General features: G+C 69.8%; 26 protein-coding genes. 21 read left to right on the forward strand and 5 right to left on the reverse strand.

Annotated features, from left to right (window positions below; genetic code table 11):
- Positions 1-49: 49 nt before the first annotated feature.
- The 5 genes from EFY87_RS17335 (at position 50) to EFY87_RS17355 (ending at position 4,657) form a co-directional block, all read left to right on the forward strand.
- Entirely contained in the window at positions 50-640 is a 591-nt protein-coding gene (locus EFY87_RS17335; protein WP_123272747.1) for a TerD family protein, read from the forward strand.
- 19 nt (positions 641-659) lie between these two features.
- The gene (locus tag EFY87_RS17340) at positions 660-1,349 is read left to right on the forward strand and encodes an HAD family hydrolase (RefSeq protein ID WP_123272748.1); all 690 of its coding nucleotides are present in this window, start codon (positions 660-662) and stop codon (positions 1,347-1,349) included.
- Positions 1,346-2,218 (forward strand): phosphoribosyltransferase family protein, encoded by an 873-nt coding sequence (locus tag EFY87_RS17345; RefSeq protein WP_123272749.1) that lies wholly within the window; start codon positions 1,346-1,348, stop codon positions 2,216-2,218. Before EFY87_RS17340 ends, EFY87_RS17345 begins: the two co-directional genes overlap by 4 nt.
- A 67-nt stretch (positions 2,219-2,285) precedes the next feature.
- Positions 2,286-3,125, forward strand: a complete 840-nt coding sequence (locus EFY87_RS17350; RefSeq protein WP_123272750.1) for a phosphoribosyltransferase family protein — start codon at positions 2,286-2,288, stop codon at positions 3,123-3,125.
- Positions 3,126-3,238: 113 nt separating this feature from the next.
- On the forward strand, positions 3,239-4,657 hold the full coding sequence (locus tag EFY87_RS17355) for an amidase (RefSeq protein ID WP_123272777.1): 1,419 nt from the start codon (positions 3,239-3,241) through the stop codon (positions 4,655-4,657).
- A 106-nt stretch (positions 4,658-4,763) separates the two neighbouring features.
- Here the strand turns inward: EFY87_RS17355 and EFY87_RS17360 are convergent, their stop codons facing one another.
- Positions 4,764-6,350 (reverse strand): amidohydrolase, encoded by a 1,587-nt coding sequence (locus EFY87_RS17360; RefSeq protein ID WP_123272751.1) that lies wholly within the window; start codon positions 6,348-6,350, stop codon positions 4,764-4,766.
- 459 nt (positions 6,351-6,809) lie between these two features.
- Between EFY87_RS17360 and EFY87_RS20405 the strand changes: the two genes are divergently transcribed.
- The 12 genes from EFY87_RS20405 to EFY87_RS17425 all read left to right on the forward strand — a co-directional run bounded on the left by EFY87_RS20405 (position 6,810) and on the right by EFY87_RS17425 (position 19,154).
- Positions 6,810-7,898, forward strand: coding sequence for a sunset domain-containing protein (locus EFY87_RS20405; RefSeq protein WP_158607693.1), 1,089 nt, complete (start codon positions 6,810-6,812; stop codon positions 7,896-7,898).
- A gap of 120 nt (positions 7,899-8,018) precedes the next feature.
- A complete protein-coding gene (locus EFY87_RS17375) occupies positions 8,019-8,831 on the forward strand; it encodes a CPBP family intramembrane glutamic endopeptidase (protein WP_245988729.1) in 813 nt (270 codons plus the stop codon).
- The gene (locus EFY87_RS17380; protein WP_123272753.1) at positions 8,831-9,607 is read left to right on the forward strand and encodes an ABC transporter ATP-binding protein; all 777 of its coding nucleotides are present in this window, start codon (positions 8,831-8,833) and stop codon (positions 9,605-9,607) included. The genes EFY87_RS17375 and EFY87_RS17380 overlap by 1 nt, the downstream gene beginning before the upstream one ends.
- On the forward strand, positions 9,607-10,944 hold the full coding sequence (locus EFY87_RS17385; RefSeq protein ID WP_123272754.1) for a hypothetical protein: 1,338 nt from the start codon (positions 9,607-9,609) through the stop codon (positions 10,942-10,944). The genes EFY87_RS17380 and EFY87_RS17385 overlap by 1 nt, the downstream gene beginning before the upstream one ends.
- A 108-nt stretch (positions 10,945-11,052) precedes the next feature.
- On the forward strand, positions 11,053-12,582 hold the full coding sequence (locus EFY87_RS17390; protein WP_123272755.1) for an AMP-binding protein: 1,530 nt from the start codon (positions 11,053-11,055) through the stop codon (positions 12,580-12,582).
- Positions 12,583-12,916: 334 nt separating this feature from the next.
- The gene (locus EFY87_RS17395; RefSeq protein WP_123272756.1) at positions 12,917-13,849 is read left to right on the forward strand and encodes a MurR/RpiR family transcriptional regulator; all 933 of its coding nucleotides are present in this window, start codon (positions 12,917-12,919) and stop codon (positions 13,847-13,849) included.
- Positions 13,846-14,757, forward strand: coding sequence for an N-acetylmuramic acid 6-phosphate etherase (gene murQ / locus EFY87_RS17400; RefSeq protein ID WP_220093689.1), 912 nt, complete (start codon positions 13,846-13,848; stop codon positions 14,755-14,757). The genes EFY87_RS17395 and murQ overlap by 4 nt, the downstream gene beginning before the upstream one ends.
- A 53-nt stretch (positions 14,758-14,810) precedes the next feature.
- Positions 14,811-16,295 (forward strand): long-chain-fatty-acid--CoA ligase, encoded by a 1,485-nt coding sequence (locus EFY87_RS17405; protein WP_123272757.1) that lies wholly within the window; start codon positions 14,811-14,813, stop codon positions 16,293-16,295.
- A 32-nt stretch (positions 16,296-16,327) separates the two neighbouring features.
- Positions 16,328-16,768 (forward strand): MarR family winged helix-turn-helix transcriptional regulator, encoded by a 441-nt coding sequence (locus EFY87_RS17410; RefSeq protein ID WP_123272758.1) that lies wholly within the window; start codon positions 16,328-16,330, stop codon positions 16,766-16,768.
- Positions 16,769-16,794: 26 nt separating this feature from the next.
- Positions 16,795-17,850 (forward strand): App1 family protein phosphatidate phosphatase, encoded by a 1,056-nt coding sequence (locus tag EFY87_RS17415; protein ID WP_123272759.1) that lies wholly within the window; start codon positions 16,795-16,797, stop codon positions 17,848-17,850.
- Complete coding sequence (locus EFY87_RS17420; protein WP_123272760.1) at positions 17,843-18,697, forward strand: Fpg/Nei family DNA glycosylase; 855 nt, start codon at positions 17,843-17,845, stop codon at positions 18,695-18,697. Before EFY87_RS17415 ends, EFY87_RS17420 begins: the two co-directional genes overlap by 8 nt.
- Before the next feature lie 130 nt (positions 18,698-18,827).
- Positions 18,828-19,154, forward strand: coding sequence for a rhodanese-like domain-containing protein (locus tag EFY87_RS17425; protein ID WP_123272761.1), 327 nt, complete (start codon positions 18,828-18,830; stop codon positions 19,152-19,154).
- Positions 19,155-19,221: 67 nt separating this feature from the next.
- On the opposite strand, the gene EFY87_RS17430 is transcribed toward EFY87_RS17425, so the two are convergent.
- Positions 19,222-19,854 (reverse strand): TetR/AcrR family transcriptional regulator C-terminal domain-containing protein, encoded by a 633-nt coding sequence (locus EFY87_RS17430; RefSeq protein WP_123272762.1) that lies wholly within the window; start codon positions 19,852-19,854, stop codon positions 19,222-19,224.
- Between the two features lie 304 nt (positions 19,855-20,158).
- Between EFY87_RS17430 and EFY87_RS17435 the strand changes: the two genes are divergently transcribed.
- The gene (locus EFY87_RS17435; protein ID WP_123272763.1) at positions 20,159-21,106 is read left to right on the forward strand and encodes a quinone oxidoreductase family protein; all 948 of its coding nucleotides are present in this window, start codon (positions 20,159-20,161) and stop codon (positions 21,104-21,106) included.
- Positions 21,107-21,151: 45 nt separating this feature from the next.
- The gene (pdxY, locus tag EFY87_RS17440; protein WP_123272764.1) at positions 21,152-22,000 is read left to right on the forward strand and encodes a pyridoxal kinase PdxY; all 849 of its coding nucleotides are present in this window, start codon (positions 21,152-21,154) and stop codon (positions 21,998-22,000) included.
- A gap of 11 nt (positions 22,001-22,011) precedes the next feature.
- On the opposite strand, the gene EFY87_RS17445 is transcribed toward pdxY, so the two are convergent.
- Entirely contained in the window at positions 22,012-23,226 is a 1,215-nt protein-coding gene (locus tag EFY87_RS17445) for an MFS transporter (protein WP_123272765.1), read from the reverse strand.
- A 74-nt stretch (positions 23,227-23,300) separates the two neighbouring features.
- The gene (ppk2, locus tag EFY87_RS17450) at positions 23,301-24,203 is read right to left on the reverse strand and encodes a polyphosphate kinase 2 (protein ID WP_425459372.1); all 903 of its coding nucleotides are present in this window, start codon (positions 24,201-24,203) and stop codon (positions 23,301-23,303) included.
- 197 nt (positions 24,204-24,400) lie between these two features.
- On the opposite strand from ppk2, the gene EFY87_RS17455 reads away from it, so the two are divergent.
- Positions 24,401-25,423: a zinc-dependent alcohol dehydrogenase family protein gene (locus EFY87_RS17455; RefSeq protein WP_123272767.1), complete on the forward strand. Its 1,023-nt coding sequence runs from the start codon at positions 24,401-24,403 to the stop codon at positions 25,421-25,423.
- Between the two features lie 154 nt (positions 25,424-25,577).
- Positions 25,578-26,138 carry a HutD/Ves family protein gene (locus EFY87_RS17460; protein WP_123272768.1) on the forward strand — a complete coding sequence of 187 codons (561 nt, stop codon included), beginning with the start codon at positions 25,578-25,580 and terminating at the stop codon, positions 26,136-26,138.
- A 368-nt stretch (positions 26,139-26,506) separates the two neighbouring features.
- Here the strand turns inward: EFY87_RS17460 and EFY87_RS20410 are convergent.
- On the reverse strand, positions 26,507-26,759 hold a 253-nt coding region (locus tag EFY87_RS20410), incomplete at its 5' end, for an HNH endonuclease signature motif containing protein (RefSeq protein WP_220093690.1).

Consider the following 26,759-nt stretch of genomic DNA (forward strand, 5'->3'; position numbering starts at 1 on the left):
ATCACAAACCCGACGATCACCTCCCACGGTGGGGTGGAGGAGAAATCAGATGAGCATCAACCTGTCCAAAGGCCAGACCGTCGACCTGCGCAAACAGGACGGCGGCAACCTCAGCCGGGTTCGCATGGGCCTCGGCTGGGACGTCAAGACGATCACCAAGAAGACGCTCTTCGGCGGCACCAAGCAGGTGCAGCGAGCGATCGACCTGGACGCCTCCGCGCTCGTCATCGGCGGCGGCCGGGTGCTGGACACCGTCTACTTCGGCAAGCTGCGGTCCAGCGACGGCGCAATCCAGCACACCGGCGACAACCTGACCGGTGAGGGCGACGGCGACGACGAGTCGATCAACGTCGACCTCGGTGCGGTGCACCCGTCGGTCGAGCACATCGTCTTCGTCGTCAACTCCTACAGCGGTGAGAACTTCACCGAGATCGACAACGCCGTGGTCCGGGTCGTCGACTCGATGGCCGGCGATGCTGAGCTGGCGCGATTCCAGCTGACCGGCTCGGGCACGCACACCGCGCTGGTGATGGCTCGCGTGTCCCGCACACCGGCCGGCTGGTCCTTCACCGCGATCGGCGCGCCCGGCAACGGCCGCACCGCCCGCGACCTCGAGCCGCTGGCGCTCAGCGTCCTCTGACGCCGAGTCTCGATTTCGTATGACGACCGCGGCGCCCCGCCGCGCCGCAATCCCGGCCGGCGTCAGCCTCGACATCTGGGGCACGCTGCTGGCCAGTGACCCGGAGTTCAAGCCGGCGCGCAACCGCATGCTGCGGGACGCGCTCGCGCCTGGCGTGCCGGCCGACGTGTTCGACACCGCCGTGCGTGCGGCCGACCGCGCCGTCGACGAGCGCTGTGTGCGGTTGGGCGCCGACATCGGCTTCGCGGGCCGGATCGAGGCGGCGCTGGTCGCCCTCGGCCTGCCGACGGAGCAGGTCGCGGCACGCGCCGGCGAACTCGTCGCGGCCCAGGAGGAGCTGGCGCTGGCACACCCACCGCGGCCGTTGCACGTGGAACTTCCCGCCGCGGTGTCCGCGCTGCCGATGCCGGTCGTGCTGACCAGCAACACCGGCATGCTGCCGGGTGAGCTGATGCGAAAGCTGTTGGTGCCGGCCGGTTTCGGCGGTCTACCGGGGGTCTTCTCCAATGAGGTCGGCGTCGCCAAACCGCACCCTGAGGTCTTCGCGCAGGCGTGCGCCGTTCTCGGCCTGCCGCCCGCCCGGGTGAGGCACGTCGGTGACAACCCGGACGCCGACATGGTCGGCGCACGGGCAGTGGGTATGACGGCGGAGCTGGTGCGACCCGACGGTGTGTCGACGCTGCGGGTTCTGCGAGGGCTGCAGCCGTGACGGGCGCACTCGCAGAGGTCCGCCAGGTGGTCGCGCATCCGCTGACCGGCAGCGCACGTACCCCGGCCGACGCGGTAACCGGGCGCGCCTTCGACACGCGCACCTATTCGCTGATGAAGCATGGCGACCTGCCCTCGACTCGCACGCTGGGTGCCGAGCTCGGTGCCGCCTTGCTGACCGCCCATCCGTGGCTGACGACCACGGACCGGCCGATCGTGCTTCCGGTGGCCTACCTGGTCGCGCGGCCGGCCTGCTACTACCTGGCGATCGCGGTGCGCGACGCGGTGAACGCGGTCCGTGGCGACCACGGCGCGGCGCACGTCATACACGTCCGGAAGGATTCGGTCACCCACATCGACTACGCCGCATCGTCCGAGCAGGACCGGCGAAACGATCTGGCGAGCATCGGATTTCGGCTCACCGAACCGGTGCGCGACGCCATCGCGATCGTCGTCGACGACGTGCGCGTGACCGGCCTCGCGGAGCAGGTGATGGTGGATCTGCTGCAGGACAACGGTGTGGGACAGGTCGTCACGGCATACGTCGCCACCTGCGACGAACAGCTGGCCGCCGACCCGAGGGTGGAGGCGGCGCTCAACCACGCGCAGGTGCGCTCCGTCTTCGACATGCTGCCGTCGGTACGGCGCGGCGACTTCGTGCCCACCATCCGGTTCCTCAAGCGGCTGCTCGCCGAACCCGGCATCGCCGACTTCCTCGCGCAATGCCCGGCCGACCTGGTGGCGCGCTTCCGGGCCGACGCCGAGGCGACCGGCCCAGCGTTCCTCGCCGGCTACCCGCACGGAACGGCAGCGTTGCGTGCGGAGTCCGAGCGCCGGCCGGTCACCGCGGCGGAAGGAGTATGCCGATGAGCGAGCGCAGCGAGCGACCACAAGGGCTCAAGGCGAATCGCCGCACCCGACGCAGGAGGGCGCGGCGATGAGCGAGCCTGCATCCCGGCGCATCTGGCTCACCGAGCTGACCTCCGCGGTCGGTCTGCCGGGCGCTGCCCTCGTCGATGCGGCCGGTTATTCGCGGTTCAAGCACGGCGACGCCGCTGTTGCGCGCCGGTTCGCGGTGGCACTCGCCGCGCTCGCGGCGCAGCGACTGCCGTCCCGCCCCGTGCTGGTGACCAGTTCGGCCTTCGGCCGGGTGCCGCCCGCGGCATACAGCTTGGTGCTTCCGTTCGTGCACCAATTGCGAGCGCTGCGAACGGATCTCGAGGTCGGCACGTTCGGGGTGCGGCGCGAGGGGATCAGCAATGGCGACTACTCGCGGATGACGCTTGCCGCCCGCCGTGGGGCGATCACGGCCGGAGATCTCACCCCGGACCGGGATGTCGCCGGGCGGCTCGTGCTGGCGCTGGACGACATCCGCGTCACCGGCAACCACGAGCGGGCGATGGACCGGTGCCTGCTGGAAGCCGGAGTCGACGAGGTCTGGCACCTGTATGTCGTGCAGGCCGGGCAGTTCGCGGTGTCGCCGCAGATCGAGTCGGTGCTGAACGAGTCGGCGATCGACGGCGTGCAAGCGCTGCTGTCGATCGCGTCCGGGCAGCGGTTCGTCCCCAACGCGCGGCTGTGCCGGCGGGTTCTCGCACTTCCGGACGGGGAGTTGCGGGTCTTCGTCGAGCAGGCACCGCCGGCGCTGCTGCGCTGGCTGGAATCGGCGATGGCGCAGGACGGGCTGGCCGCCGTGCCGGCATACCGCGAACGGGTCCGTGTCTGGGACGAGGTTCGTGGGCTCGCGCACCGCGAAACGCAGACCAGCGCCGGCTGAGGGTTTCGAGTATGCCCAGCGCGCGGTGGGGCGCGCGCTCGGCATACTCGCGGGATTGCGCGGCTGGCCGCCGGAATGCGTCACCTACCGCGCGGTAAGTTGCTGGTGTGAGCATGTCTGACACCAGCACCCGAGTCCATGCCTTCACCGATGACGCCCTCGGCGACCTGGACGCGACGGGTGTGGCCGCGCGCATTCGGAGCCGTGAGATCAGTGCTCTCGAGGCGGTCGATGCCGCGATTGCCCGGGCCGAGCGGGTGGAGGAAGCGCTGCAGGCGCTGGCACACCCTGACTTCGACCGGGCACGCTCGCGTGCTGCTTCCCCCGGACACGCCGAATTTGCGGGCGTACCAGCAGCTTTCAAGGACAACATCCCGGTCGGTGGCATGCCGATGACCGAGGGGTCCGCGGCGGTGCCGGCAACGGTGCAACCGAAGGATGGCCGGGTTGCGGCGCAGTTCCTGCAGACCGGCATCATCCCGATCGGCACGACGACCATGCCGGAGTTCGGCTGGACCGCCACCACCGAGACACTGACCCGGCAGACCCACAACCCGTGGCACCTGGGCTATTCCAGCGGTGGCAGCTCGGGCGGATCGGCCTCGTGGGTCGCTGCGGGCGTCATACCCATCGCGCACGGCAACGACGGCGGTGGCTCGATCCGCATCCCGGCCGCGGCCTGCGGGTTGATCGGCCTGAAACCGACCCGTGGGCGGCTGCGGACGAACGATGGCAGCGAGTGGACGCCCGTGCGGGTGGTCACGGACTCGGTGCTCGCCCGGTCGGTCCGCGACGTCGCGGGGTTCTATCTGGCGGCGCAGCGGGTGCACCGCAACCGGTTGCTGCCCCCGATCGAGGCGGTCGACCGGCCGATTGACCGCTCGCTGCGCATCGGGCTGTTGCTGGACTCACCGGTGACCGCGCCCAGCGACGCGCCGACGCGTGCTGCGGTCGAGGCGCTCGGCCGGCGGCTCGAAGCGCTCGGCCACCACGTCGAGCCCTACCGGCTGCCGGTGCCGCAGTTCTTCCGCGACGATTTCGTCGACTACTGGCGCCTGCTCGCGCTGGCGGTGACCACCTCCGGGCACCGGATGTTCGGGCCGGGGTTCGACACCGGCAAGCTGGAGCCGCTGACGCTGGGCCTGGCCGCGCAGGGCAAGCGCCGGCTGCGCAAGGCACCGGTCTACCTGGCGCGGTTGCTCGCGTCGTCGCCCGCTTCGCGCATCGCGTTCGCCAAGGGTCCGGACGTCGTGCTGAGTCCCGTCGTGGCGCACACGACGCCGAAGCTGGGCTACCTGGGTGCCGAGCTCTCGGCCGAGGAGCACTTCCGGCGGCTGGTCGATTACGCCGGTTTCACCCCGTTGCACAACGCGACAGGCGGCCCGGCGCTCTCCATCCCCGCCGGCCGCACCGACGAGGGGCTGCCGATCGGCGCGATGCTGTCGTCCACTCACGGCACCGAGTCGCTGCTGCTGCGCCTCGCGCTGCAGTTGGAGCAGGACCGCGCCTGGCCGCGGATCCAGGACCGCTGATCGCTCCGAGGTGTGCCGCTCGCGCGTCGTTCCGAGTATGCCGATCGCGCGGTCTGGCGCGCGCTGGGCATCCTCCCGAGGTCGCGCGACCGTCGGGATCGCCGGATCAGGAGCGCTGCCAGCGGGTTTCGCCGCCGACGACGGACTGCAGCACCTGAGCCTCCCGGATGCGCAGCGGCTCGTCGGCGAACACGGCGGGGCTGGTGATGTCGGTGTCGACGGCGATGAAATCGGCGAGCTTCCCGGCGGTGAGGGTGCCTCGCGCGTCAGCGGTGCCGGTGAGCACGGCGGGCCCGGTCGCGTATGCCGCAATCGCCTCCTTGACGCTGATCCGCTCCGCCGGCTGGAAGCCGCCCGCCGGTGTGCCGTCTCCGCGCTGCCGGGTGATCGCCGCGTGGATGCCGTGGAACGGGTTCGCCTCCTCGACCGGAGCGTCCGAGCCGAACGCCAGCGCGGCACCGGAGTCCAGCACACTGCGCCAGCCGTAGCCGACCAGGTCGTGCTCCGACAGCAGAGCTTCCACCAGGGCGATGTCACTGGTGCAGTGGGTCGGTTGCATCGACGCGGTGACGCCGAGCGCCCGCAACCGCGCCACATCGCCTGGCTGCAGGAACTGGGTGTGCTCGATGGACAGCGCGAGCGTCGTGCCGGTGTCGCGGCGCAGCTTCTCGTAGACGTCGAGCACCACGTGGTTGGCCCGGTCGCCGATGGCGTGGGTCGCCACGGCGATGCCGGCGTCGACGGCGGAGCGGGCTGCGTCATACAACTCAGTGTGCGTCATCACGGCCATGCCGAGGTTGTCCGGTTTGTCGGCATACGGGCGGCTCAGGTGTGCGGTTCGTGAGCCGAGCGCGCCGTCGCTGAAGAGCTTCAACGGTCCGACGCGGAACCAGTCGTCGCCGTCGCCGGTGCGGCGGCCCTCAGCGATCGCGCGCTGCAGGGCATCCATCGGAATGCCTTTGACAACACGGATTTTCAGCTCGCCGGCAGCCTTGATCGATAGGTATGCCGCCCGCGCGTCCTCGCCGTTGAGGTCAGTGACCGCGGTGAGCCCGACGGACAGCAGGTGCTCCTGGGCGGCGAGCAGCGGGGCGCGCAGGTCGGAACTCTCGGCTTCGAGCTCCTCGATGGCATCCTGTGCGGTCTCGCGCAGTATGCCGGTGGGGTTTCCGGCCGCGTCGCGTACCGCCATACCCCCGGGAGGGTCCGTCCAGGACGCGTCGATGCCGGCAGCGCGCAGTGCTGCGGTGTTCGCCCAGAGGGTGTGACCGTCGATGCTCGACAGTGCGACGGGGTGGTCGCCGCTCACCGAGTCGAGGTCGTGCGCGGTCGGCTGCACCGGAACCGCCCACTTGTTGCTGTCCCAGCGACCCCCGAAAACCCAAGCCCCTGAAGGCATTCCGCTGACATGATCGCGAACGGTCGCGAGCGCCTCCTCCAGCGACCGGACTGCGCGCAGGTCGACAGCGGCCAGCGCGCGAGCGACCCCGGCAGTGTGGATGTGCGCGTCGTGCATCCCCGGCATGACCAGTTCGCCCGGCAGGTCGACGACCTCGGCCGTCGGGTGCGCGGCTGCCAGGTCGGCGTCGGCGCCAACAGTCGAGATCCGGTCGTTCTCGACCAGCAGACCGGTGACGTATGACGACGCGGGGTCGCCGGTGTAGATGCGCGGGTGGCGGAAGAGCGTCGGCACGGGGTCAGCTTAGAGATCGCGCGCCCGGCGGACGCCCGTTGGGTCGGCCGGCGTCCCGTGCCTTCGACGGTCGAGGGTTCGGGTCGGGAAACGGCGATTGCGCGTACGCAACCTTCGACGGTCGAGGCTTGCGTACTGGGGATTGGCCCGGGGCGTCCCTAACTCTCGACGGTCGAGGGTTCCGGCCGGGGATTGTGCGAAATCCTGTCCCGTACGCGCGACGGTCGAGCCTTGAGGACGGTTTCCCCGCGAGATGCTGTCCCGTACCCGCGACGGTCGAGCCTTGGGGACGCGAAACGTGCGGCGGGGGCGTACACAACCGGCAACGGTCGCTGATTGGGTGCGTGTGGGTGAAGGCGGTTTGCCCACATCGGCACTAGGGTGAGGCGGAACGGCGGCCGGCTTCACTTCCCGGGCCGGCACTTCGCCGACCAATTCACCGAAGAGGGGTCGAGCATCATGGTTTGGGTCTGGATCATCGTCGCGATCATTGTGATTGCGCTGATTGTCTGGTGGATCCTGTCCCGCCGGCGCGGCGCGAATGACGCCGACCCGGTCGGACGGCACGTCGCCCGCAGCGATGCGGCGGCCGACGCCACCAGCGGCATTGCCCCTTCTGCTCCAGCAGCCCCAGGCCGGCCGGTCTTCGACCAGGAGGCGCACCAGCCGGAGCCGCCCAGCGAGCCGGCGGCAGCCGACGAGACTCCGGTGGCCCCGGCAGCCGACACAAAGGAGAGCGCACCCGCTTCCGACGCGCCATCCGAGCAGCCTTCCGAACCCGGACCCGGACCCGAACCCGAGGCCGAGCCGAAGATCGCGGACGCTGCCGTCGAGTCGCAGCCGGCCGAGACCGAAGCTGCGCCCGAGACGGAGCCTGTGGTCGAGCCCGAGCCCGAGACGGAACCTGTCGTCGAGCCCGAGCCCGCGCCCGAGCAGGCATCCGAGCCGGAGCCGGCGCCGGCCGAGGAGGACGCCGCACCCGCCGAGTGGACCAGCACCGATGCCGAGGTCGCGCAGGAGAACGACGACCCGCAGGTCCGACCGGCCGACGCGCCCGGCGAGAGCCCGGCGGCCGAGGTACAGCACGAGGAGTCGGCGTATGCCGACACACCCGTCGAGCAGCCCGCGGAAGGTGTGGTCACGCCGGCGGCATCGACCGACGAGCCGCCGGCAACCGAGGGCCACGACGAAGCGGAGTCCGCCGAGCACGCCGCACCCGCCACGCAGCCAGAGCCAGAGCCCGCGCCGCCGGCAGCCGAGGAACCGGCACCGGCCGAGCAGCCCGAGCCCGCAACAGCCGCAGACGCCGGGCCGGAGGAGCCCGCCGAACCCGACCCGATGACCGAGCGCTTCGGCCCGGGCGCGGCGTCACCGCGACCCGACGGCTCCACGCCCCCGGGGCACCCGATCAAGGGCAACGCCGACTCGATGCTCTTCCACACCCCGGACAGCCCGCGGTATGACGCGACCGAGCCCGAGGTCTGGTTCAGCGACGAGGCGACCGCGAAGGCAGCCGGTTTCGCGCACTGGGACCGCACCAAGCGATAAGCGCACTGCGGCCGCACCTCCGGCGTCGCACGCCCGTCCGGCGGCCGGAATGCGGTGAACCACCACCCGACCCTGGGCCAGGCGCGACACCGGCCCAGGGTCAGATGGTTATATGGCCGGGTGACGGCCCTGACGCGTGAGGTTCGCACGCTCTGGCGCGGACCGCTCGAGGTGCCACCGACCACCCTGCCGCCGCGCACCCTGGTCACCGAGACGGCGCTGGTGCTGCTACTCAGCCTCGGGTCGTCCGCGATCTATTCGATTCTGTCGATCATCCGGTCCCTGCAGTCGACGACCGCACTCAACCACCAGACCTCGTCGCTCAACACCGCTCAGGCAACTCAATCCTGGCTTGCGTTGACCTACCAACTCGTCGGTGTCGCGCTCGGGGTGGTGCCGGCGCTGCTCGCCATACACCTGCTCGCCCGTGAGATCGCCCGACCGACCCGCTACCTCGGCATCGACGCCTCCCGGCCGGGCCGGGATCTGCTCTGGGGCATGGGTATGGCGGCTCTGATCGGCCTGCCCGGTCTGGCCCTGTATGTCGTGGCCCGCGACCTCGGCTTCAACACCACCGTGGTCGCCGCCGATCTCGGCAGCCACTGGTGGGTCACCCCGGTGCTGCTGTTGTCCGCCGCGCAGAATGCGATCCTCGAAGAGGTCGTCATGGTCGGCTACCTCTACACCCGGTGGTCTCAGGCCGGTTGGCCGCTGCCGCTGGTGATCGTCTGCTCGGCCGTCATTCGCGGGAGTTACCACCTCTACCAGGGGTTCGGCGGGTTCGCCGGCAATATCGTGATGGGGCTGATCCTCGGCACCGTCTATCTACGCACCAGGAGAGTTCTTCCGTTGATCATCACCCACACGATCCTCGACTCGGTCGCGTTCGTCGGCTATGCCCTGCTGGTCGGTCACGTCAGCTGGTTGTCCTGATGGCCAAACGCAAGGGATCCAAGGCGCCGGCAAACCGGCAGCCGAAGCCTGCGCCGAGCGAGCAGCGGAGCGCGGCCGCGGACAACGCCACGAAGCAACCAGCTCGCGAGGCGCCGAAGCTGCCGGCGAACGGGCCGTCGTTCCGGCAGATCAAGGCCGACAAGGTCACCTGCACCGCCGGCGACGTGACCATGCTGCCGCCGACCTCGCTGACGGTGAAACCCGGTGAGAACATTGCCATCGTCGGCTCCAACGGTGCTGGCAAGACGACCTTCCTGCGGGTGCTGACCGGCAACCTGCAGCCCACCTCCGGCTCCGTCACGATGGACGACCTGCCGATCGACGAACGCGACGCCGGCACCCGCCGCGTCATCGCGCCGCTCATCGGGCCGGTCGCCGGCTACCGAGACCTGACCGTCGCCGACCACCTGATCCTCATCGACCAGACCTGGGGCGGCGACCGCGACGGCGCGGGCGAACGCATCGCGGCCGTGCTCAACCGGCTCGACATCCTGCGCTTCGGCAACCGCTATCTGGCCGAATTGTCTTCCGGCCAGCGGCAACTCGTGGAGTTGGCGATGGTGCTGCTGCGGCCCTCGGCGCTGCTCGTCCTCGACGAGCCGGAGCAACGCCTCGACGAGGACCGGCGCGCGCTGCTCGGCGACGTCCTGCGCGAACGCGCCGACGCCGGCAGCTCCGTCGTGTGGGTGTGCCACGACCGAGAACTTGCCGACCGCACCGCCACCCGCATCGTGCGCTTCCCGCAGGGCTCGTGATGCCGGGCGGAAAAGCAACCCCCGAGGAACGCGAAAGACTCTCGGACGCCTACGAATTGCGCTATCGGGACGAGGGCGGCCCGCTGTCCGCATCTCTTTTCGGCGCCTACCTCGCGGCACTGGTCGGCACCGTCTACGGCTCGATGCTCGCCCACTACGTCTTCGGTGAGTGGCCCGGCATACGCCGCTTCTTCGAGCAGCAGCCGGCCGCCACGATCGGTCTGGTCGTCATCGTGGTGCTGGTGGTGGCCGCCGTCGCGTTCAAGCTGGGCGGGGCGCGCGGACCGGTGCTGCCGGAGCCGGGGCACGTCGAGTTCGTGGTGGCGACCGACCTGCCGCGCCGCCTCACCCTGCGCGACTCGTGGTGGGGCAGCCGGCTGATGGTGCTGACCGCCTGCCTGTGCCTGGGGGTCGCGATCCCGATCGGCTTCGCAATGTCCGGTGGGGCGCCGGTGGCGCTCGCGATTGGGGCGGTCATCGGCCTGCTCGGCGGTCTGCTGATCGTGCAGACGTGGCTGCGCGGCCAGGTGCGCGGCCACGCGCCCATCGGCGGTATGGCGAGCTGGCCCCTCGTGGAGGCACTGCCCGGCCCGGTGCTGCTGCGTCAGTCGCTGCTGTCCGAGGCGGTCACCTCGTCACTGGTCGTCTCCGACACCAGACGTGCTCGCGCGCAAGCGTTTTCGCTGAAGTTGCGGCACAAGCCGGCGCGCATCAAGGTCGCCGGCCCGAACCTGACGGTGGTGCTCGCCGATGTTTACGGCCTGCTGCGCACCTGGACCTCCTCACTCGGCTGGGCCGTCTTCGAGCTGGCCACGCTCGTCGTGCTCGGGCTGCATGCGGTGCAACACGCCGACTCCCCGCTGCTGCTGCCGATCGTCCTGGTGGCCGCACACATCGGGACCACCGGTCTCACCCGTGGTCTGCAGGGCCAGGCGGCCGCCGCCGGTGACCAGTCGCTGCTCGGCCTCTCCTGGCGCCACGAGGCGGTGCTGCACCTCGCTCCGGTGGCGGTGCTGCAGTTCGTGATCGTGACGGCCGCCGGCCTCCTGACCGGATCCAGCGGGACCGCAGCGGCATACGCGCTCGGCGCGGTGTTGCTCGTCGCCGGCGGTCAGTTGCTCTACGCCCACAAGGGCCCGGCGCCTGGCGGGCTGATGGGCAGCGGACCGGGCCGCGGTATGGCGGTGCTGTGGGCCATGCACCCTGGCATCGTCGTGTTGGCCGGTGGTTTTGCGGCGACGCTCGGCTCCGGGCCGGCGATCCTTGCCGGCGCCGCCGCGCTCGGGATCGGCTACGCGCGCAGCAATTCCGCGTTCGCGCCCGCACGGCCGCGCTGACAGAGCGGCAACTGCGTGCGGGTGACCTACCCGGATGGCGGTGCCGCCTCGCGGATCAAGCCGATCTAATGAAGCGCGTACGCATTGCCACGCTCGTAGGAGGTCCTGGTGTTCTATCCGTTGACCGTGCGCGACTTCTTGGATCGTGCCGAACTCGTCTACCCCGACCGGGTGGGCGTCGTGGACGAGCCGGACCAGCCGGCACCGTCACGCGGGTCGCGCACCTATGCACAGCTCGCGGCGGACGCCCGTGCGCAGGCCGCGAAGCTGGACCAGCTCGGCGTGCCGGTGGGCGCCCGGGTCGCCGTGATCTCGCAGAACTCGGCGCGCCTGCTCACCTCATTCTTCGGGGTCAGCGGCTGGGGCCGGATCCTGGTGCCGGTCAACTTCCGGCTCGCACAACCCGAGCTCGACTACATCGTGGCGCACTCCGGCGCCGACGTCGTCTATGCCGACCCCGAGCTCGCCGACAATCTGGCCAAGATCGACGCACCGCACAAGTTCGTGCTGGGCGAGGACGACGACCTGTATGCCGACGGCGCCGACCCACGGCCATGGGACGCGCCCGACGAGGGTGCGACCGCGACCATCAACTACACCTCCGGCACCACGGCACGACCCAAGGGCGTGCAGTTGACCCACCGTGCCCTCTGGATCAACGCCACCGTCTTCGCGTTGCACGCGGGGGTCAGTGACCGCGATGTCTACCTGCACACGCTGCCGCAGTTCCACGTCAATGGCTGGGGCATGCCGTTCGGCGTGACCGGCCTGGGCGGCAAGCACATCATCCTGCGCAAGGTGGACGGCGCGGAGATCCTGCGCCGGGTGCAGGAGCACGGCATCACGCTGATGTGCGGTGCGCCGGCGGTGGTCAACAGCGTCCTGGACGCCGCCCAGGACTGGGATGGCGAGATTCCCGGCCGCGACCGGGTGCGCATCATCTGCGCCGGTGCTCCGCCGCCATCGCGCACCATCGAGCGGGTCATCGACGAGCTCGGCTGGGAGTTCATGCAGATCTATGGCCTGACCGAAACCTCCCCGATCATGACGGTCAACCGCGAGCGCGGCGAATGGGACGACCTGTCGACGGCCGACCGCGCCAAGCGGCTGATGCGTGCCGGGGTGCCCGCACTCGGCGTCCGGGTCGGACTGGACACCGACGGAGAGGTACTCAGCGCGTCCAACCACAACCTCGAGGGCTACTGGCAGCAACCCGACGCGACGGCTGCTGCCCAGGCCGGCAATTGGTTCCACAGCGGCGACGGCGGCTACTTCGACGACGACAATTACCTGGTTATCTCCGACCGCAAGAAGGACGTGATCGTCTCCGGCGGCGAGAATGTCTCCTCGATCGAGGTCGAGGACGCGCTGATGTCGCACCCGGGCGTCCGGGAGGTCGCCGTCATCGGCATACCCGACGAGAAGTGGGGCGAGCTGGTGACCGCGCTGGTCGTCACGAACGACGACGAGCTGACGGCCGAGGCGCTCATTGCGCACTGCCGTGAGCGGCTGGCCGGCTACAAGTGTCCCAAGCGCATCGACTTCACCGACGACCTGCCGCGCACCGCGACCGGCAAGCTGCAGAAGTTCAAGCTGCGGGAGCCGTTCTGGGCCGGTCGCGAGCGCGGCGTGAGCTGACCGACTGGCACTCGCAGAGCAGGCCGGTCCGAGCCTGTGACGTCGCCTCCACCACCGCGGCGCGCTGCATGCTCAGGGAACCTCCAGACATCGCGCATTCTGTGCGTTCTTGTGCGGCTAGGCGGGTGCTTCGTGCACTATTGGTCATGCGTCCGCGATGGTTTGTGCCGAGCCACGCGGGTCGCCGACGGGTGTCAATCGTTTCCCGCTCCTGAGTCAGCAGTGGCACAATCTTCCCCGAGAGTGACTACAGTGACGGGCGAGAGCATCGGGAGCGGCGCAGTCGGAGCCAGTGCGTGCAGTGTGGCCCCGTCCACAGGCCGAAAGGGAGGTCATGGCCACACGAACCACTGACCCGGCGACAGATCCGACGCGCGATGTGCTCGTGCGGATGCGATCGGTGTCGCCGCAGCTGCAGCCTGCGGAGCACCGGGTCGCCGAGGTGGTTCTGGAGGACCCGGCGGCGGCGGCGCAGCTGTCCATCACCGAGCTCGCCGCACGCGCGGCGACCTCGGTCGCCACCGTCGCACGGTTCAGCCACAGCATCGGGTTCGGCGGCTACCCGCAACTGCGGCTCGCGCTCGCCGGCGCCGCCGCGCGGGAGTCCGCGCTCGGCGCACCGGTGCGCAAACCACCTGCCGACCTGGACGAGGCGGAGTCGACCGAGGACATCGTCGCGGCGATCGTGCATCACGAGGTGCGTGCGCTGCAGGAGACCGCCGAACACCTCGACCTGACCGCACTCGACGCGGCCATCACCGCCGTCGCGGATGCCCCCCGCGTGGACATCTTCGGCGTGCAGGCGAGCGGCCTGGTCGCAACCGACCTGCAGTACAAGCTGATCCGGGCCGGCCGCATCGCGTTCGCCTGGACCGAGTTTCATTCCGCGATGACCGCCGCCGTCCTGCTCGGCGCCGGCGACGTCGCAGTCGGCATTTCCCACTCCGGCAGCACACAGGATGTCGTCACGGCGCTCGCGGCGGCCAAGCGGGCGGGCGCGACGACGATCGCCATCACCAACTTCGCCGGCGCGCCGATCATCGAGCACGCCGACATCGTGCTCACCACGGCCTCCCGTGAGACGGCGTTCCGGTCCGGCGCGCTCGCCAGCCGCACCGCTCAACTCGCCGTCGTCGACTTCCTCTTCGTCGGCGTCGCGCGCAGCTCGCTGGAGGCGACCACCGAAGCGCTGGCCCGCACCCACCACGCAGTGCGTGCCAGCGGACCACGGCGGCGTACTTCGACACGGGGAAACGCACAAGCATGACACCGCTGAACCTGGGTGACCTGGCGACGGAGGCGCGCAATCCGCGCAGCGCCGGCCTCGACTCGATGGACACCGAACGCGTGCTGGAGCTGATGAACGACGAGGACCAGACGGTGGCGCTCGCGGTCCGGCAGGCCCTGCCGCAGATTGCCAAAGCCGTTGACCTGATCGCGAATTCGCTGCGAGCCGGCGGTCGTCTGGTATACCTCGGCGCCGGCACCAGCGGGCGGATCGGGCTGCTCGATGCCGTCGAGTGCCCGCCGACCTTCGCCACCGACCCGCACCAGGTGACTGCGCTGCTGGCCGGGGGCGTGGGGGCGTTCGTGCAGGCGGTCGAGGGTGCCGAGGACGACACCGCAGCGGCCGCCCGAGACGTGGACGGCCTCGAGATCGGCCCGCACGACACGCTGGTCGGCATCGCGGCGAGCGGTCGGACGCCATACGTCATCGCAGGTTTGCGCCGGGCCCGCGAACGCGGGGCGGCCACCGTCGCGGTGGCCTGCAACACCGGCTCGCTGGTCGGCCGCGAAGCGGGCGTGGCGATCGAGGTCGAGACCGGGCCCGAGGTGCTCACCGGGTCGACCCGGCTGAAAGCGGGCACCGCGCAGAAAATGGTGTGCAACATGCTGTCGACGGCGGCGATGGTGCGCGTCGGCAAGACCTACGGCAACTTCATGGTCGACATGCGGCCGACCAACGACAAGCTGGCCGACCGGGCGCTGCGGATCGTCGCGTCGGCGACCGAATCCGACGACGCGACGGCTGCCCGGGCGATGGCCGAAGCCGGCGGGCGGACCAAGGTCGCAGTGGTGATGCTGCTGGCCGATGTCGACGCCGACCAGGCCGACGATCTCCTGCGCCACGGCGGCGGGAGCGTGTCGGCGGCGATCGTCGCTGCAGCCGGCTGACGCTTCTCGGCGATCACAGTGAGCCACGTCACACGACGTCCTACAGTTGCCGTATGACGAACCTCGCGGCCAACCTTGCGTCCACCGCCGAGAAGCACCCCGATGCGCTGGCGATCAAGCTCGACGACTTCACGCTCACCTACGCGCAATTGCGTGACGCCGTCGCGAAATTCGCCGGTCGGCTGGTCGCCCGTGGCATACGGCCCGGAGACCGGATCGCCCTGTCGCAGCCCAATCTGCCGACCTTCCCGGTGATCTTCTACGGCGCGCTGTGGGCGGGCGCGACGGTGATTCCGATGAACCCGCTGTTCAAGCCGCGCGAGATCACCTACTACCTGGAGGACTCCGGCGCATCGGTGATGTTCGGTATGCCGGGCGACGGTCCGCGCGGCGCGCAGGACGCCGGCGTCGACTTCGAGGTTGTCGACCCGGCCGATCAGGCCGGGTTGCTCGGCGACGCAGACCCGCTGCCGCAGCCGGTCGACCGGGCGGACGACGACACCGCGGTCATCCTCTACACCTCCGGCACGACGGGCCGGCCCAAGGGCGCCGAGTTGACCCACCACAACCTGGACGACAACGCGCGGATGGTCCACCAGCAACTCGTGCAGACCGGACCGGGCGATGTGATCATGGGCTGTCTGCCGCTGTTCCACGTCTTCGGACTCACCTGCGGGCTGAACACCTCGGTGGTCTCCGGCGCCGCCCTGACGCTGATCCCGCGCTTCGAGCCGGGCAAGGTGCTGGAAATCATGCAGCGCGACAGGACGACCATCCTGCAGGGTGTTCCGACCATGTACAACGCGATGCTCCTCGCCGCGGCGGACCAGGAGGTCGACCTGTCCGCGCTGCGCACCTGCTGTTCCGGCGGCGCGTCGATGCCGGGTGAGGTGATGCGCAAGTTCGAGGAGCGGTTCGGCGCGCAGATCCTGGAGGGTTACGGCCTGTCGGAGACCTCGCCGGTCGCGTCGTTCAACCTGCCCGACCGGCCCCGCAAGGTCGGCTCGATCGGCCTGCCGTTACAGGGTGTCGAGATGCGGCTCGCGCAGCCGGACGGCTCGGACGCTCCGGAGGGTGAGATCGGCGAGCTGGCGATCCGCGGCGACCTGATCATGAAGGGCTATTGGGGTCGCCCGGAGGCCACCCAGGAAGCCATCCGGGACGGCTGGTTCTTCTCCGGCGACCTGGCGCGTCGTGACGAGGACGGCTACTACTACATCGTCGACCGGGCCAAGGACATGATCATCCGCGGCGGGTACAACGTCTATCCGCGGGAGGTCGAGGAGGTGCTCTACGAGCACCCGGACGTCGTCGAGGCGGCGGTCGTCGGGGTGCCGCACGAGCACTACGGCGAGGAGGTCGCGGCATACGTCGTGCGCACGCCGGGATCTTCGACGGACGCCGAGGCGTTGACCGACTACGTGAAGGAGCGCGTCGCGGCATACAAGTATCCGCGCACGATCACCTTCGTGGAGGCACTGCCCAAGGGTGCCACGGGCAAGATCCTCAAGCGCGAACTGCGGACAACCACCGGTTGACGCAATATAGAATCGCTATATAAAATCCGGTCATGAAACCCGACACCGCCGACCAGGAAGGCGTCCGGCTGCTCGCCGCCGTTGCCCGGCTCAACCGATGGGCAACCCGGCACGCAGAGCTCGCCATACCTCCCGCGCAAGCGCGCCTGCTGTCGCTGATCGACGAGATCGGTCCGGCGCGCATCGGCGAGCTCGCGCACGCCGATCACTGCAGCCAGCCGACGATGACCACCCAGGTGCAGCGCCTCGAAGCCGCCGGCTGGGCGACTCGGTCGGCGGACACCAGCGACGCGCGGGTCGCACTGATCGCGCTCAGCGACGACGGACGCGACATGCTGCGTCGGCTCCGCGTGGCCCGTGCCTCCGCGCTCGCGCCCGAGCTTGCCCGGCTGGCTGAGGACGAACGCGCCGCGCTGCGCAAGGCCACCGAGATCATCCTGCGCGTGGTTCATCCGGACGAGCGTCGGCAGTAGTCGCACGCGCCCCGTAATCTGACCGTATGGCGAAAGTCCACCCCGCAGCGCGTGCCGAGGACGCGGTCAACGCCGTCGTCGCGCGGCGGCTGCGCAAGCGTGGGTGGCAGCAGCAGGTCATGCCGTTCACCGGGTATGGCGGTGCCGGTTTCGCACGCTTGCTCGCCCGGGTCGTGCTCGCGCGCGACGGCCAGCCGGCCACCGCTCCGACTGCGGCCGAGGCTCCCATCCGCCGTGGTTTCAAGGTCTTCTTCACCGCGCCGCTCGCAGCGGTCGAGGTGCAGGTGCGCTTCGGCGCGGCCACCGCGACCGCGACCACCGATCGCGGCGGCTATCTCGACGTCGAACTCCGGGACCACGGACTCACCCCCGGCTGGCACACCGCGACCATCGGCGTCGACGGACTGGACGTCGAGGCTCCAGTGCAGGTGATCGGCGACGACATCCGGTTCGGCATCGTCAGCGACGTCGACGACACCTGCCTGGTCACCGCGCTGCCGCGGCCGATGATCGCCGCGTGGAACAGCTTCGTGCTGGAGGAGACCGCCCGCAAGGTGGTGCCCGGGATGCCGGCGATGTACCGTTCGCTGCTCGCGGCGCACCCCGGCGCACCGATCGTCTACCTGTCGACCGGGGCCTGGAACGCCCAGCCGATCCTCACCCGCTTCCTGCGTCGGCACGGCTTCCCGTCCGGCCCGGCGCTGCTGACCGACTGGGGCCCGACCGACCAGAGCATCTTCCGCAGCGGCCAGGCGCACAAGCGCGAGTCGCTGCGGCGGCTGGCCCGCGAATTCCCCCACATCCGATGGCTGCTCGTCGGTGACGACGGGCAGCACGACCCGGTGCTCTACGAAGACTTCGCCGTCGAACGCCCCGACCACGTCGCGTGCATCGCGATCCGGCAGCTGACCGCCACGCACCAGCTGCTCTCCCACGGGCACCCGCTGGTGCGTGATGAGTTGCGCGGCCGACCGGTCCGGATGATGGTCTGCGAGGGCCCCGACGGGTTCACCTTGCTGCGGCTGGTGCGCCGGGCGCTCGCCGAGGAGCCGCGCGAGGCGAGGAGTCAGGCCGATGCCTGAGCTGCCCGAGGTCCAGGGCCTGGTCGACTTCCTGCGTTCCAGGGTGCTCGACCTGCCGGTGGCGCGTGTCGAACTCGGTTCCTTCTCCGTGCTGAAAACCTATGATCCGCCGGTGGATTCACTCGGCGGGCTGTCAGTGACGGGGGTGACGCGACACGGCAAGTGGGTCGATCTGGACGTCGACGGCATTCACCTGGTCTTCCACCTGTCGCGGGCCGGGTGGCTGCGCTGGTCGGAGGCGCTGCCGCAGACGGTGGTGCGCCCCGGCAAGTCGCCGATCGCGCTGCGAGTGCGGTTCGCCGACGACTCCGGCTTCGACCTGACCGAGGCCGGCACGCAGAAGCGGCTGGCAGTCCACGTCGTGCGCGACCCGCAGGACGTGCCCGGCATCGCCTCGCTCGGGCCCGACCCGCTGGAGATCTCCCGTGCGGATTTCGGGGCGCTGCTGCACGAGAAGCGGGCGCAGATCAAGGGTGTGCTGCGCGACCAGTCGGTGCTCGCCGGGGTGGGCAACGCCTATTCCGACGAGGTGCTGCACGCGGCGAAGCTCTCGCCATACGCCGTGGCGGGCAAGCTCGACGACGCAGCGGTCGACCGGCTGTATGCCGCTCTGCGCGACATCCTCACCGAGGCGATCTCGGCAGCGTCCGGCAAGCCGGCGAAGGACCTGAAGGACGCCAAGCGTGCCGGCATGCGGGTGCACGGGCGCACCGGCGAGAAGTGTCCGGTCTGCGGCGACGTGGTGCGCGAGGTCTCCTTCGCCGACCGGTCGATGCAATATTGCGCGACCTGCCAGACCGGCGGGAAGCCGCTGGCCGACCGGCGGATGTCGCGCCTGCTCAAGTGATCGAGCGGACCCACAACCGCACGGGCGGACCCATTAAGCAGACCCGTTTTCGGGTCCTCTCGTGCCCGGTCGGGTCCGCTCGATTCGGGGATGGGCGAGCAGACACCGGTGGATGGGCGAGGATGGACCCATGAGTGACACGACCCCCGAACAGCTGGCCGACGACGCGGTCGTCATCGACGTGCGCGAACAGAACGAGTGGGACGCCGGGCACGCGCCGGGCGCCATCCACATCCCGCTCGGTGAGCTGCCCGCGCGGCTCGACGAACTGCCCGAGTCCGGCGAGCGCGACCCGCTGCAGGTCGTCTGCCGCTCCGGCAACCGGTCGGGCAAGGCCGTTGCCTGGCTGAACCAGCAGGGCTTCGACGCTGTCAACGTCGCCGGCGGCATGAAGCAGTGGGCCTTCGCCGGCAAGCCGGTCGTCACCGACTCCGGCGCTCCCGCCCAGGTCATCTGACGCGCGTCCCCCTTCCGCGAATGACGGCTTCTTCGCCGAATTGCGCCGTCACTCGGCGATCTCGCCGTCACTCGATGGGAGGGTTCGCGGCGATACCCGCCAGGAGTATGGCGAGCTGCCGCTCGAACCGCTCGTCGGCGCTCGCGAAGAGGATCCGCCCGGACGCCCGGGTGAGTGGTGCGTCCGCGAGCGCGGCATCCCGGTCGGCGAGGGAGTAGCGCTCCTGGCCGGACTGTGCCCGCTCCTGCTCCTCGATCACGAACCCGACGACGAAATTGCTGATCAGCTGCGCCGCCGTCACCATCTGCTCCAGCGTGAGACCGGCATCAGCCCCCGCCCGCAGCCACGGCTCCTGCGTCGTCAGCAGCGACGGATCGGTCAACCGGGTCCCGCTGAAGGTCCGTGCGCCGTCCCGGTGCCGGCCGTATTCCGCACGCAGCACGCGCGCGAAGTCACGCAAGCCCCACGGCCAATCCTGTTCCATGCCAGCGAAATCCAGCCGACCAAAGATCCTGCGCTGGATCTCGGTGCCCATCTCGTCGAGCAATTCCTGCTTTCCCTGCACGTGCCAGTAGAGCGCCGGCGGCCGTACGCCGAGCCGGTCTGCCACCGCGCGCACTGTCAGCCCGTCGATCCCACGCTCGTCGAGCACATCGAGCGCCGCCTCGACCATGCGGGTCCGCGTGACGCCCTTACTCATTGACGATGCCCTCGTTCCCTCCTGCGTCGGGTGCGGCGACTCGCCCTGAGCCCTTTGGGTCGCTCGCTTCGCTCGCTCATTGACGAGCCCCTCGTCCCTCGGGTCTCGTCATTCGCCTGTACTCCTTGGTCGCTCGCTTCGCTCGCTCATCGCCGCCCCCTCCTGCGTCGGGTGCGGCGATTCGCCCTGAGCCCTTTGGGTCGCTCGCTTCGCTCGCTCGTTTCTGCTCACCCATGACTTGACACCTTAACGCCGTTAGGGACATGCTGGCAGCAAGACAACTTAACGACGTTAAGGAGACATCATGAAGGCAGCAGTAGTGACCGAGGCGGGCGCGACGCCGGTATGCGCCAACTTCCCGGAGCCCGAGGCGGCTGAGGGCGCAACCACCTACGACCTCGTCGGAGCCGGCATCCACCAGATCGTCCGGTCCCTCGCGGCGGGCCGGCACTACGGCAGCACCGGCACCTACCCGCAGGTCGCCGGTGTCGACGCGGTCGGGCGGCGCCCCGACGGCGCGCTCGTCTACACCGGCTTCACCCGCGCCCCCTGGGGCACCATGGCCGAACGACTCGCCACCCCAATGGGTTTCGAACTCCCCGCCGGAGCTGACCCGCTCGCCGTCGCCGCCGGCACCAACCCGGGTATGTCGGGGTACCTGCCGCTGCGTGCGCGCAAGGCCGAGCTGGGCGAGCTCGGCACCGTCCTCGTGCTCGGCGCGACCGGTATGTCGGGCCGGATGGCGGTCCAGGCCGCGCTCCATCTCGGCGCGCAACGCGTGGTCGGCGCGGGCCGGGACGCCGCACGGCTGGAGCAGGTGGCGTCATACGGCGCGGTTCCGGTCGCGCTGGGCGACGACCCGGCCGCGGCCATCCGCACCGGACTCGACGGCCACGCACCCGACCTGGTCCTCGACTTCGTGTGGGGAGCGATCGCCGAGGCGGCGTTCGACGCGCTAGGCCGCACCGGCCTGGCCGAGGACGACGCCGACATCACCTACACCCAGATCGGCGCGCTCGCCGGCCCGAACGCAGCTGTGCCGTCAACTCTGTTGCGCAGCAGGCGAATCCGCATCGTCGGCAGCGGCGCCGGCTCCGCAACCCGCGAGACGCTGGCGACCGGCCTGCCCGAGGTCATCGGGCTGATCGGCTCCGGCGTGCTGCAGGTGCCCCACCGTGCGTACCCGCTCAGCGAGGTCGGCCGCGCCTGGACCCACGGCGGCGACGAGCGCGCCGTGGTCGTCCCCGGCTGAGGCGTCCGGGCGTATGGCGGGCCGCTCGCGCCATACACTGCCGCGGTGAACATCCTGTCGATCCAGTCGTCGGTCGCCTACGGGCACGCGGGCAACAGTTCGGCGGTGTTCCCGTTGCAACGCCTCGGTTTCGAGGTGTGGCCGGTCTACACCGTGCACTTCTCCAATCACACCGGGTATGGCGAATGGCGTGGTCCCGTCTTCGAGCCGGAGACGGTCGCCGGCGTGATCACCGGCATCGAGGAGCGTGGGGTGCTCGGCGAGTGCGACGCGGTGCTGTCGGGATATCAGGGCGGTGAGCAGGTCGGCGCGGTGATCCTGGACGCCGTGGCCCGGGTGAAGGCAGCCAATCCGCGGGCGATCTACTGCGCCGACCCGGTGATGGGTGACGTGGAGCGCGGCTTCTTCGTGCGGCCGGGCATCCCGGAGTTCATGCGGGACAAGGTGATCCCCGCGGCGGACATCGTCACGCCGAACCAGTTCGAGTTGGACTACCTCACCGGGGCCGAGGTGCGCACCGTGGTCGACCTGCTCGCCGCGGTCGACTCGCTGCGGGCTCGCGGACCGCGCACGGTGCTCGTCACCTCGGTGCAGACCGACGAAACCCCGGCAGACTCAGTGCAACTCGCGGTCGTCACCGACGATGGTGCTTGGCTGGTGACGACGCCGTTGCTGCCCATGTACGTCTCCGGCGCCGGTGACGCCACCGCGGCGATTTTCCTTGCCCGCTGGCTCACCGAGACACCGGCGAAAGCCCTTGCGGACACGGCGGATTCGGTCTTCTCGATTATGGAGCGCACCCACCTGGCGGGCACGCGGGAGATCCAGTTGATCGAGTCGCAGGACGCGATCGCCCACCCGGGCGGCCGCTTTGAGGTTTTCCGGTTGCGCTGAACCCGGCAGGATCACCGCGTGTAGCGCAGCATCCGCCAGGTCGACGCCGTCGCGATCACGATGATCAGCACGGAGAACCAGACGACCAGGGTGACCGTCGGCACCCAGGTGAGCAGGACGCCACACGCGATGACCGGCACGGTGATCCCAGCGTATGCCGCGAGGAACATCCCGGCGACGGTCTCCCCGCGGCGCGTGGGGTGTGCCATCCGGTTGGCGGCGGCAATGCTGGAGGCAAAGATCAGCCCTATGCCCGCGCCGGCCACGATTCCGCCGACGGCGAAGACGGCCAGCGAGGCGACCATCGTGCCGATCGCGACCAGCGCCAGACCCGCGGCAATGAGCCCGACGCCGGTCTGCAGCTTGCGCCGCGGGAGCAGGCGGGTGAGCGCGACCTGCGAGACCGACGACGCACCGATCGCCCCGCAGACGATCAGGCCGGTCGCCAGCCGCGAGCGCTGGTGCATCACGTCCCCGAGCACGCTGCCAGTGAGGGAGGTGAAGAAGCCGAGCACCGCGAACGATCCCGCCGCGGCCAGTCCGGCAGCGATGAATTCACCTCGTACCTCTGCGGATACGCTCACGCGTTGCGGATGGTATGACGGTGCCGGATCCGGCCGGGCGACGGTCTCGGGCACGATCAGTGCGGTCACCGCGACGAGCGCGAGCACGACCAGGAAGACGAGGAACGGCAGGGTCAGCGGGTCGGGGAGCCACTCGGTGAGGATCCCGCCGATCAGCGGGCCGAGCGCCAGCCCGCCGGTGTTGACCGCACTAGCGACCAGGCTGGCCCGCCGGCCGTCCTCGTCCGGTGCGCCGACCCCGCGCAGCTCGGTGAGGTGCGCGGTCGCGGTCGACGTCAGCGCACCGATGCCCACGCCGCAGATGAAACGCGCGACGAGCAGGCTTCCGACGTCCTTGCGCAGGATGAAGATCAGGCAGGACACGACCTCGGTGGCCACCGCGCCGAGCAGCACCCGCCGCCTGCCCAGGTAGTCGGACACGTGGCCGGCGAAGAACAGCCCGGCCATCACGCCGAAGCCGTATGCCGCGAAGATGACCGTGATCAGGACGGTCGGGAAGTGGTCGCGCGCCTTGTAGAGGCCGTACATCGGCGTCGGCAGCGTGGTGAACGCCATCGTGGCTGCGAAGGCCGCGGCGATCAGCCAGAAGGACCGCCGGTGCCGGAGGTGGTCGGCCCCACTCGGCCGGGCGGCTGTCGTCATACCCCCATCGTGGCCCGGTGCCGGCTCACCTGCCGCCGGCGGGTCGGACACCGACCCCGCCGACCCCGGGGAAGTCAGCGCCCGGAGCGGTAGCCGCCCTGGAAGCCGTCCTCGCCCTCGTCGAGGATCTGCTTGGCCGACCCGACGATCTTGGGGTCGGGGTAGCCGATGACGGCACGGTCCTTGCCCGGGTAGGGGAGCAGATCGAGCACGTAGCGCATCGCTTCCAGGCGGCCGCGCTTCTTGTCGTTGGACTTGATCACCGTCCAGGGTGCCCATGCCGTGTCGGTGTGCTCGAACATGGCTTCCTTCGCCTCGGTGTAGGCGTTCCACTTGTCGAGGCTGGCCAGGTCGGTGGGGCTGAGCTTCCACTGCTTGACCTGGTCGGTCGCGCGGCGTTCGAAGCGGGTGATCTGCTCCTGCCGTCCGACGGAGAACCACAGTTTGATCAGCCGGATGCCGGACGAGACCCACATGTGCTCGAGTTCGGGGCAGGAGCGCATGAACTCCTCGTACTGGTCATTGGTGCAGTAGCCCATGACATGCTCGACACCGGCCCGGTTGTACCAGGAGCGGTCGAAGAAGACGATTTCGCCGCCGGCCGGGAGGTGGGCGACATACCGCTGGAAGTACCACGCGGATTGCTCACGCTCCGTGGGCTTTTCGAGCGCGACGACGGTGGCGCCACGCGGGTTGAGGTGCTCGGTGAAACGCTTGATCGCGCCACCCTTGCCGGCGGCGTCCCGGCCTTCGAAGGCGATCACGATCTTCTGCCCGGTGCCCTTGACCCACGCCTGCATCTTGAGCATCTCGATCTGCAGGTCGCGCTTGATCCGTTCGTATTCCTTGCGCGTGATCTTCGTGTCGTAGGGATAGCCGATCTTCCACGCGTCGTGGTGTACGGCGGGCAGGTCCACCTGCGGGGCGGTGACGAGCGAAGCGGCTGCCTCCGGCGCGGCAGGCTGTGTGTCCTCCATTTGGCCAAGTCTGGGGCTCTCGGTGGCGATCGCCAAGGATTTTCGGGAAATTCCCGGGTGCTGGGAAGTGAACTGCTCAGGTCCTGCGTCGGCCTCGTCGGCAGGGGCATTTGCCGACCGCGCGCCGTCGGTAGCGTGGGAATAGCTCAGGCCGTATGGCGTTGCTGCCATGCGGGGGCTGACGAGAGGATGAGCACGTGCGCGGAGTGGTGTTGCATGCAGCGGGTGATGTGCGGGTCGAGGAGCGCGACGACCCGCGGATCGAGTTGCCGACTGACGCGATCATCTGGGTTGCGGCAGCGTGCGTGTGCGGCTCGGACCTGTGGCCGTACCGGGGCATCAATGAGGTGACGGATCCAACTCCGATGGGGCATGAGTATGTCGGTGTCGTCGAAGAGGTCGGTGCCGACGTGAGGACGGTCGCGCCCGGCGATTTCGTCGTCGGCTCGTTCATGGCCTCGGACGGCACCTGCGAGATCTGCCAGGCGGGCTACCAATCCCGTTGCGCGCACGTCGAACCCGTCGGTCGCAGCGGCACTCAGGCCGAGCACGCGCGCATCCCGTGGGCGGACGGCACGCTGGTGGTGACCCCGGGTATGCCCGACGCTGACCTGATCCCGTCGTTACTCGCCGCGTCCGACGTGCTCGGCACCGGATGGTTCGCCGCGGTTGCCGCGCAGGCCGGTCCGGGCAAGACCGTGGCGGTGGTCGGTGACGGCGCGGTGGGTCTCCTGGGCATACTCGCCGCACGGGAACTCGGCGCCGAGCGGATCATCGCGATGAGCCGGCACGAGCCGCGCCAGGCGCTGGCGCGGGAGTTCGGTGCCACTGACGTCGTGGTCGAGCGAGGTGACGAAGGCGTCGAGCGCATCAAGGAGCTCACCGGCGGGTATGGCGCACACGGCGTCATCGAGGCGGTCGGCACCCAGGAGGCGATGCAGCAGGCGATCCGCTCGACGCGCCCGGGTGGACACGTCGGCTTCGTCGGAGTGTCGCACGACGTCTCGCTGACCGGTCAGGAGCTTTTCTACGCGACGGTCAGCCTGCTCGGCGGCCCGGCGCCGGTCCGCCACTATCTGCCGGATCTCATCGACCGCATCTGGAGCCGAAAGATCAATCCCGGCAAGGTTTTCGACCTCACGCTGCCGCTCAGCGACGCCGCCGAGGGGTATGCCGCAATGGATGAGCGGCGCGCCATCAAGACCCTGTTGACGGTATGACGGGGCAGTCGGGTGGGGCGGGGCGGCGGCCCGGTGTCGCGAATGACGGCTTCCTCGCCGAATGACGGCGGGATTGCACCGTCGCTCGGGGAATCCGCCGTCACTCGGCGGGCCGGGGCCGGCGTGCGAATGCGCATGATCGAAGGATTGCGGAATGTTCAGTGAACCCGTCCGTTTCGCGGACGCATCGACGATGCCCTGGCTGGGTGGTGGTGGCGTCACCCACGAGTTGGCGCGCTACCCGGCCGAGGGCGAGTTCGGCTGGCGACTGAGCGTCGCCGAGGTCGAGCAGGACGGGGACTTCTCCAGGCTTGCCGGGGTCGATCGGGTCATCGTGCTGTGCTCGGCCGGTCGTATGGCGCTGCACTCCGCGGGATCTGTTGATTTGCAACGGTTTTCGCCATACGCGTTCGACGGCGGAGCCGAGATCAGGTGCACCGTGCCGGACGGACCGACGCGCGACTTCAATGTGATGACGCGTCGTGGACGGTATGTCGCTGACGTCTCGACCGTCGTGCGCGATCGCGCCGTGGTCGACGCATCTCCCGGCGCAGACGTCTTCGTGGTCTGCCTCGACGGCGAGGTCGCCTGTGGTGCGCAGCTGGGCGTCTTCGACCTCGTGCGCCTGGCGGGGGCGACGGAAGTGGACGCGGCATCCGGCGCGGCGGCGATTGTTTCGATCCGGTCCGCTAGTGATGTATCAGGAAGAAACTAGATTCGGAGCGCTCGCGGCCGGGAAGCGAGGGCGAAGCCGGTCCTGAGTCGTGGAGGGGCGAAGCGGGGGATCGTATCGAAGGACGAAGCGGAGGGCGGCGTATCGAGGCCCGATCGTCCCGTCGTCGAGCGGGGTACTTCGGTGTCGAGCGGGGTAGATATCCGGGGTTTGAGTGTGCGTGGTTGTACCCCGGTCGGTGGGCTTCCACCCCGCTCGGCGAGAGGAGCGCGCAGCCCGAGGTCGTACGCCGGTCGGCGCGGCCGTACCCCGCTAGGTGAGGCGTGGTCCGGCCTGGCATGCGTCGGGCGTCGCGGGGCCACGCTTGTCGAACTGGTCCGATGCCGCTCAGGCGGCCGCTCCGCTGCTCCTCAGGCTGCGTCGCGGGTGGGCATCCGGTCGGGGGTCAGGTCCCAGCACACCCCGGCGGCGGTGACGGCTGCGAGCAGCCCGAGCCGGTGGACCAGGTGGTGGTGGAACGCGCACAACATGGCCGAGTTGATCAGGCAGGTGGTGCCGCCGGCCCACCACGGGTTCACGTGATGGACTTCGCACATGCCCGGTGGCCGGTCACACCCAGGGAAGGTGCATCCGTGGTCTCGGGTGATGACGGCGGTGCGTAAC

This window comes from Flexivirga caeni (genome assembly GCF_003724155.1).
Lineage (GTDB): Bacteria > Actinomycetota > Actinomycetes > Actinomycetales > Dermatophilaceae > Flexivirga > Flexivirga caeni.

Excerpts from the sequence above, each read along its gene's own strand:
- EFY87_RS17405 (WP_123272757.1), top strand. The coding sequence starts at position 14,811 with ATGACGAACCTCGCGGCCAACCTTGCGTCCACCGCCGAGAAGCACCCC.
- murQ (WP_220093689.1), top strand. The coding sequence starts at position 13,846 with ATGACACCGCTGAACCTGGGTGACCTGGCGACGGAGGCGCGCAATCCG.
- EFY87_RS17395 (WP_123272756.1), top strand. The coding sequence starts at position 12,917 with ATGGCCACACGAACCACTGACCCGGCGACAGATCCGACGCGCGATGTG.
- EFY87_RS17380 (WP_123272753.1), top strand. The coding sequence starts at position 8,831 with ATGGCCAAACGCAAGGGATCCAAGGCGCCGGCAAACCGGCAGCCGAAG.
- EFY87_RS17350 (WP_123272750.1), top strand. The coding sequence starts at position 2,286 with ATGAGCGAGCCTGCATCCCGGCGCATCTGGCTCACCGAGCTGACCTCC.
- EFY87_RS17430 (WP_123272762.1), bottom strand. The coding sequence starts at position 19,854 with ATGAGTAAGGGCGTCACGCGGACCCGCATGGTCGAGGCGGCGCTCGAT.
- EFY87_RS17355 (WP_123272777.1), top strand. The coding sequence starts at position 3,239 with ATGTCTGACACCAGCACCCGAGTCCATGCCTTCACCGATGACGCCCTC.
- EFY87_RS17460 (WP_123272768.1), top strand. The coding sequence starts at position 25,578 with ATGTTCAGTGAACCCGTCCGTTTCGCGGACGCATCGACGATGCCCTGG.
- EFY87_RS20405 (WP_158607693.1), top strand. The coding sequence starts at position 6,810 with ATGGTTTGGGTCTGGATCATCGTCGCGATCATTGTGATTGCGCTGATT.
- EFY87_RS17410 (WP_123272758.1), top strand. The coding sequence starts at position 16,328 with ATGAAACCCGACACCGCCGACCAGGAAGGCGTCCGGCTGCTCGCCGCC.
- EFY87_RS17420 (WP_123272760.1), top strand. The coding sequence starts at position 17,843 with ATGCCTGAGCTGCCCGAGGTCCAGGGCCTGGTCGACTTCCTGCGTTCC.
- EFY87_RS17340 (WP_123272748.1), top strand. The coding sequence starts at position 660 with ATGACGACCGCGGCGCCCCGCCGCGCCGCAATCCCGGCCGGCGTCAGC.
- EFY87_RS17415 (WP_123272759.1), top strand. The coding sequence starts at position 16,795 with ATGGCGAAAGTCCACCCCGCAGCGCGTGCCGAGGACGCGGTCAACGCC.
- ppk2 (WP_425459372.1), bottom strand. The coding sequence starts at position 24,203 with ATGGAGGACACACAGCCTGCCGCGCCGGAGGCAGCCGCTTCGCTCGTC.
- EFY87_RS17435 (WP_123272763.1), top strand. The coding sequence starts at position 20,159 with ATGAAGGCAGCAGTAGTGACCGAGGCGGGCGCGACGCCGGTATGCGCC.
- EFY87_RS17445 (WP_123272765.1), bottom strand. The coding sequence starts at position 23,226 with ATGACGACAGCCGCCCGGCCGAGTGGGGCCGACCACCTCCGGCACCGG.
- EFY87_RS17425 (WP_123272761.1), top strand. The coding sequence starts at position 18,828 with ATGAGTGACACGACCCCCGAACAGCTGGCCGACGACGCGGTCGTCATC.
- EFY87_RS17335 (WP_123272747.1), top strand. The coding sequence starts at position 50 with ATGAGCATCAACCTGTCCAAAGGCCAGACCGTCGACCTGCGCAAACAG.
- EFY87_RS17385 (WP_123272754.1), top strand. The coding sequence starts at position 9,607 with ATGCCGGGCGGAAAAGCAACCCCCGAGGAACGCGAAAGACTCTCGGAC.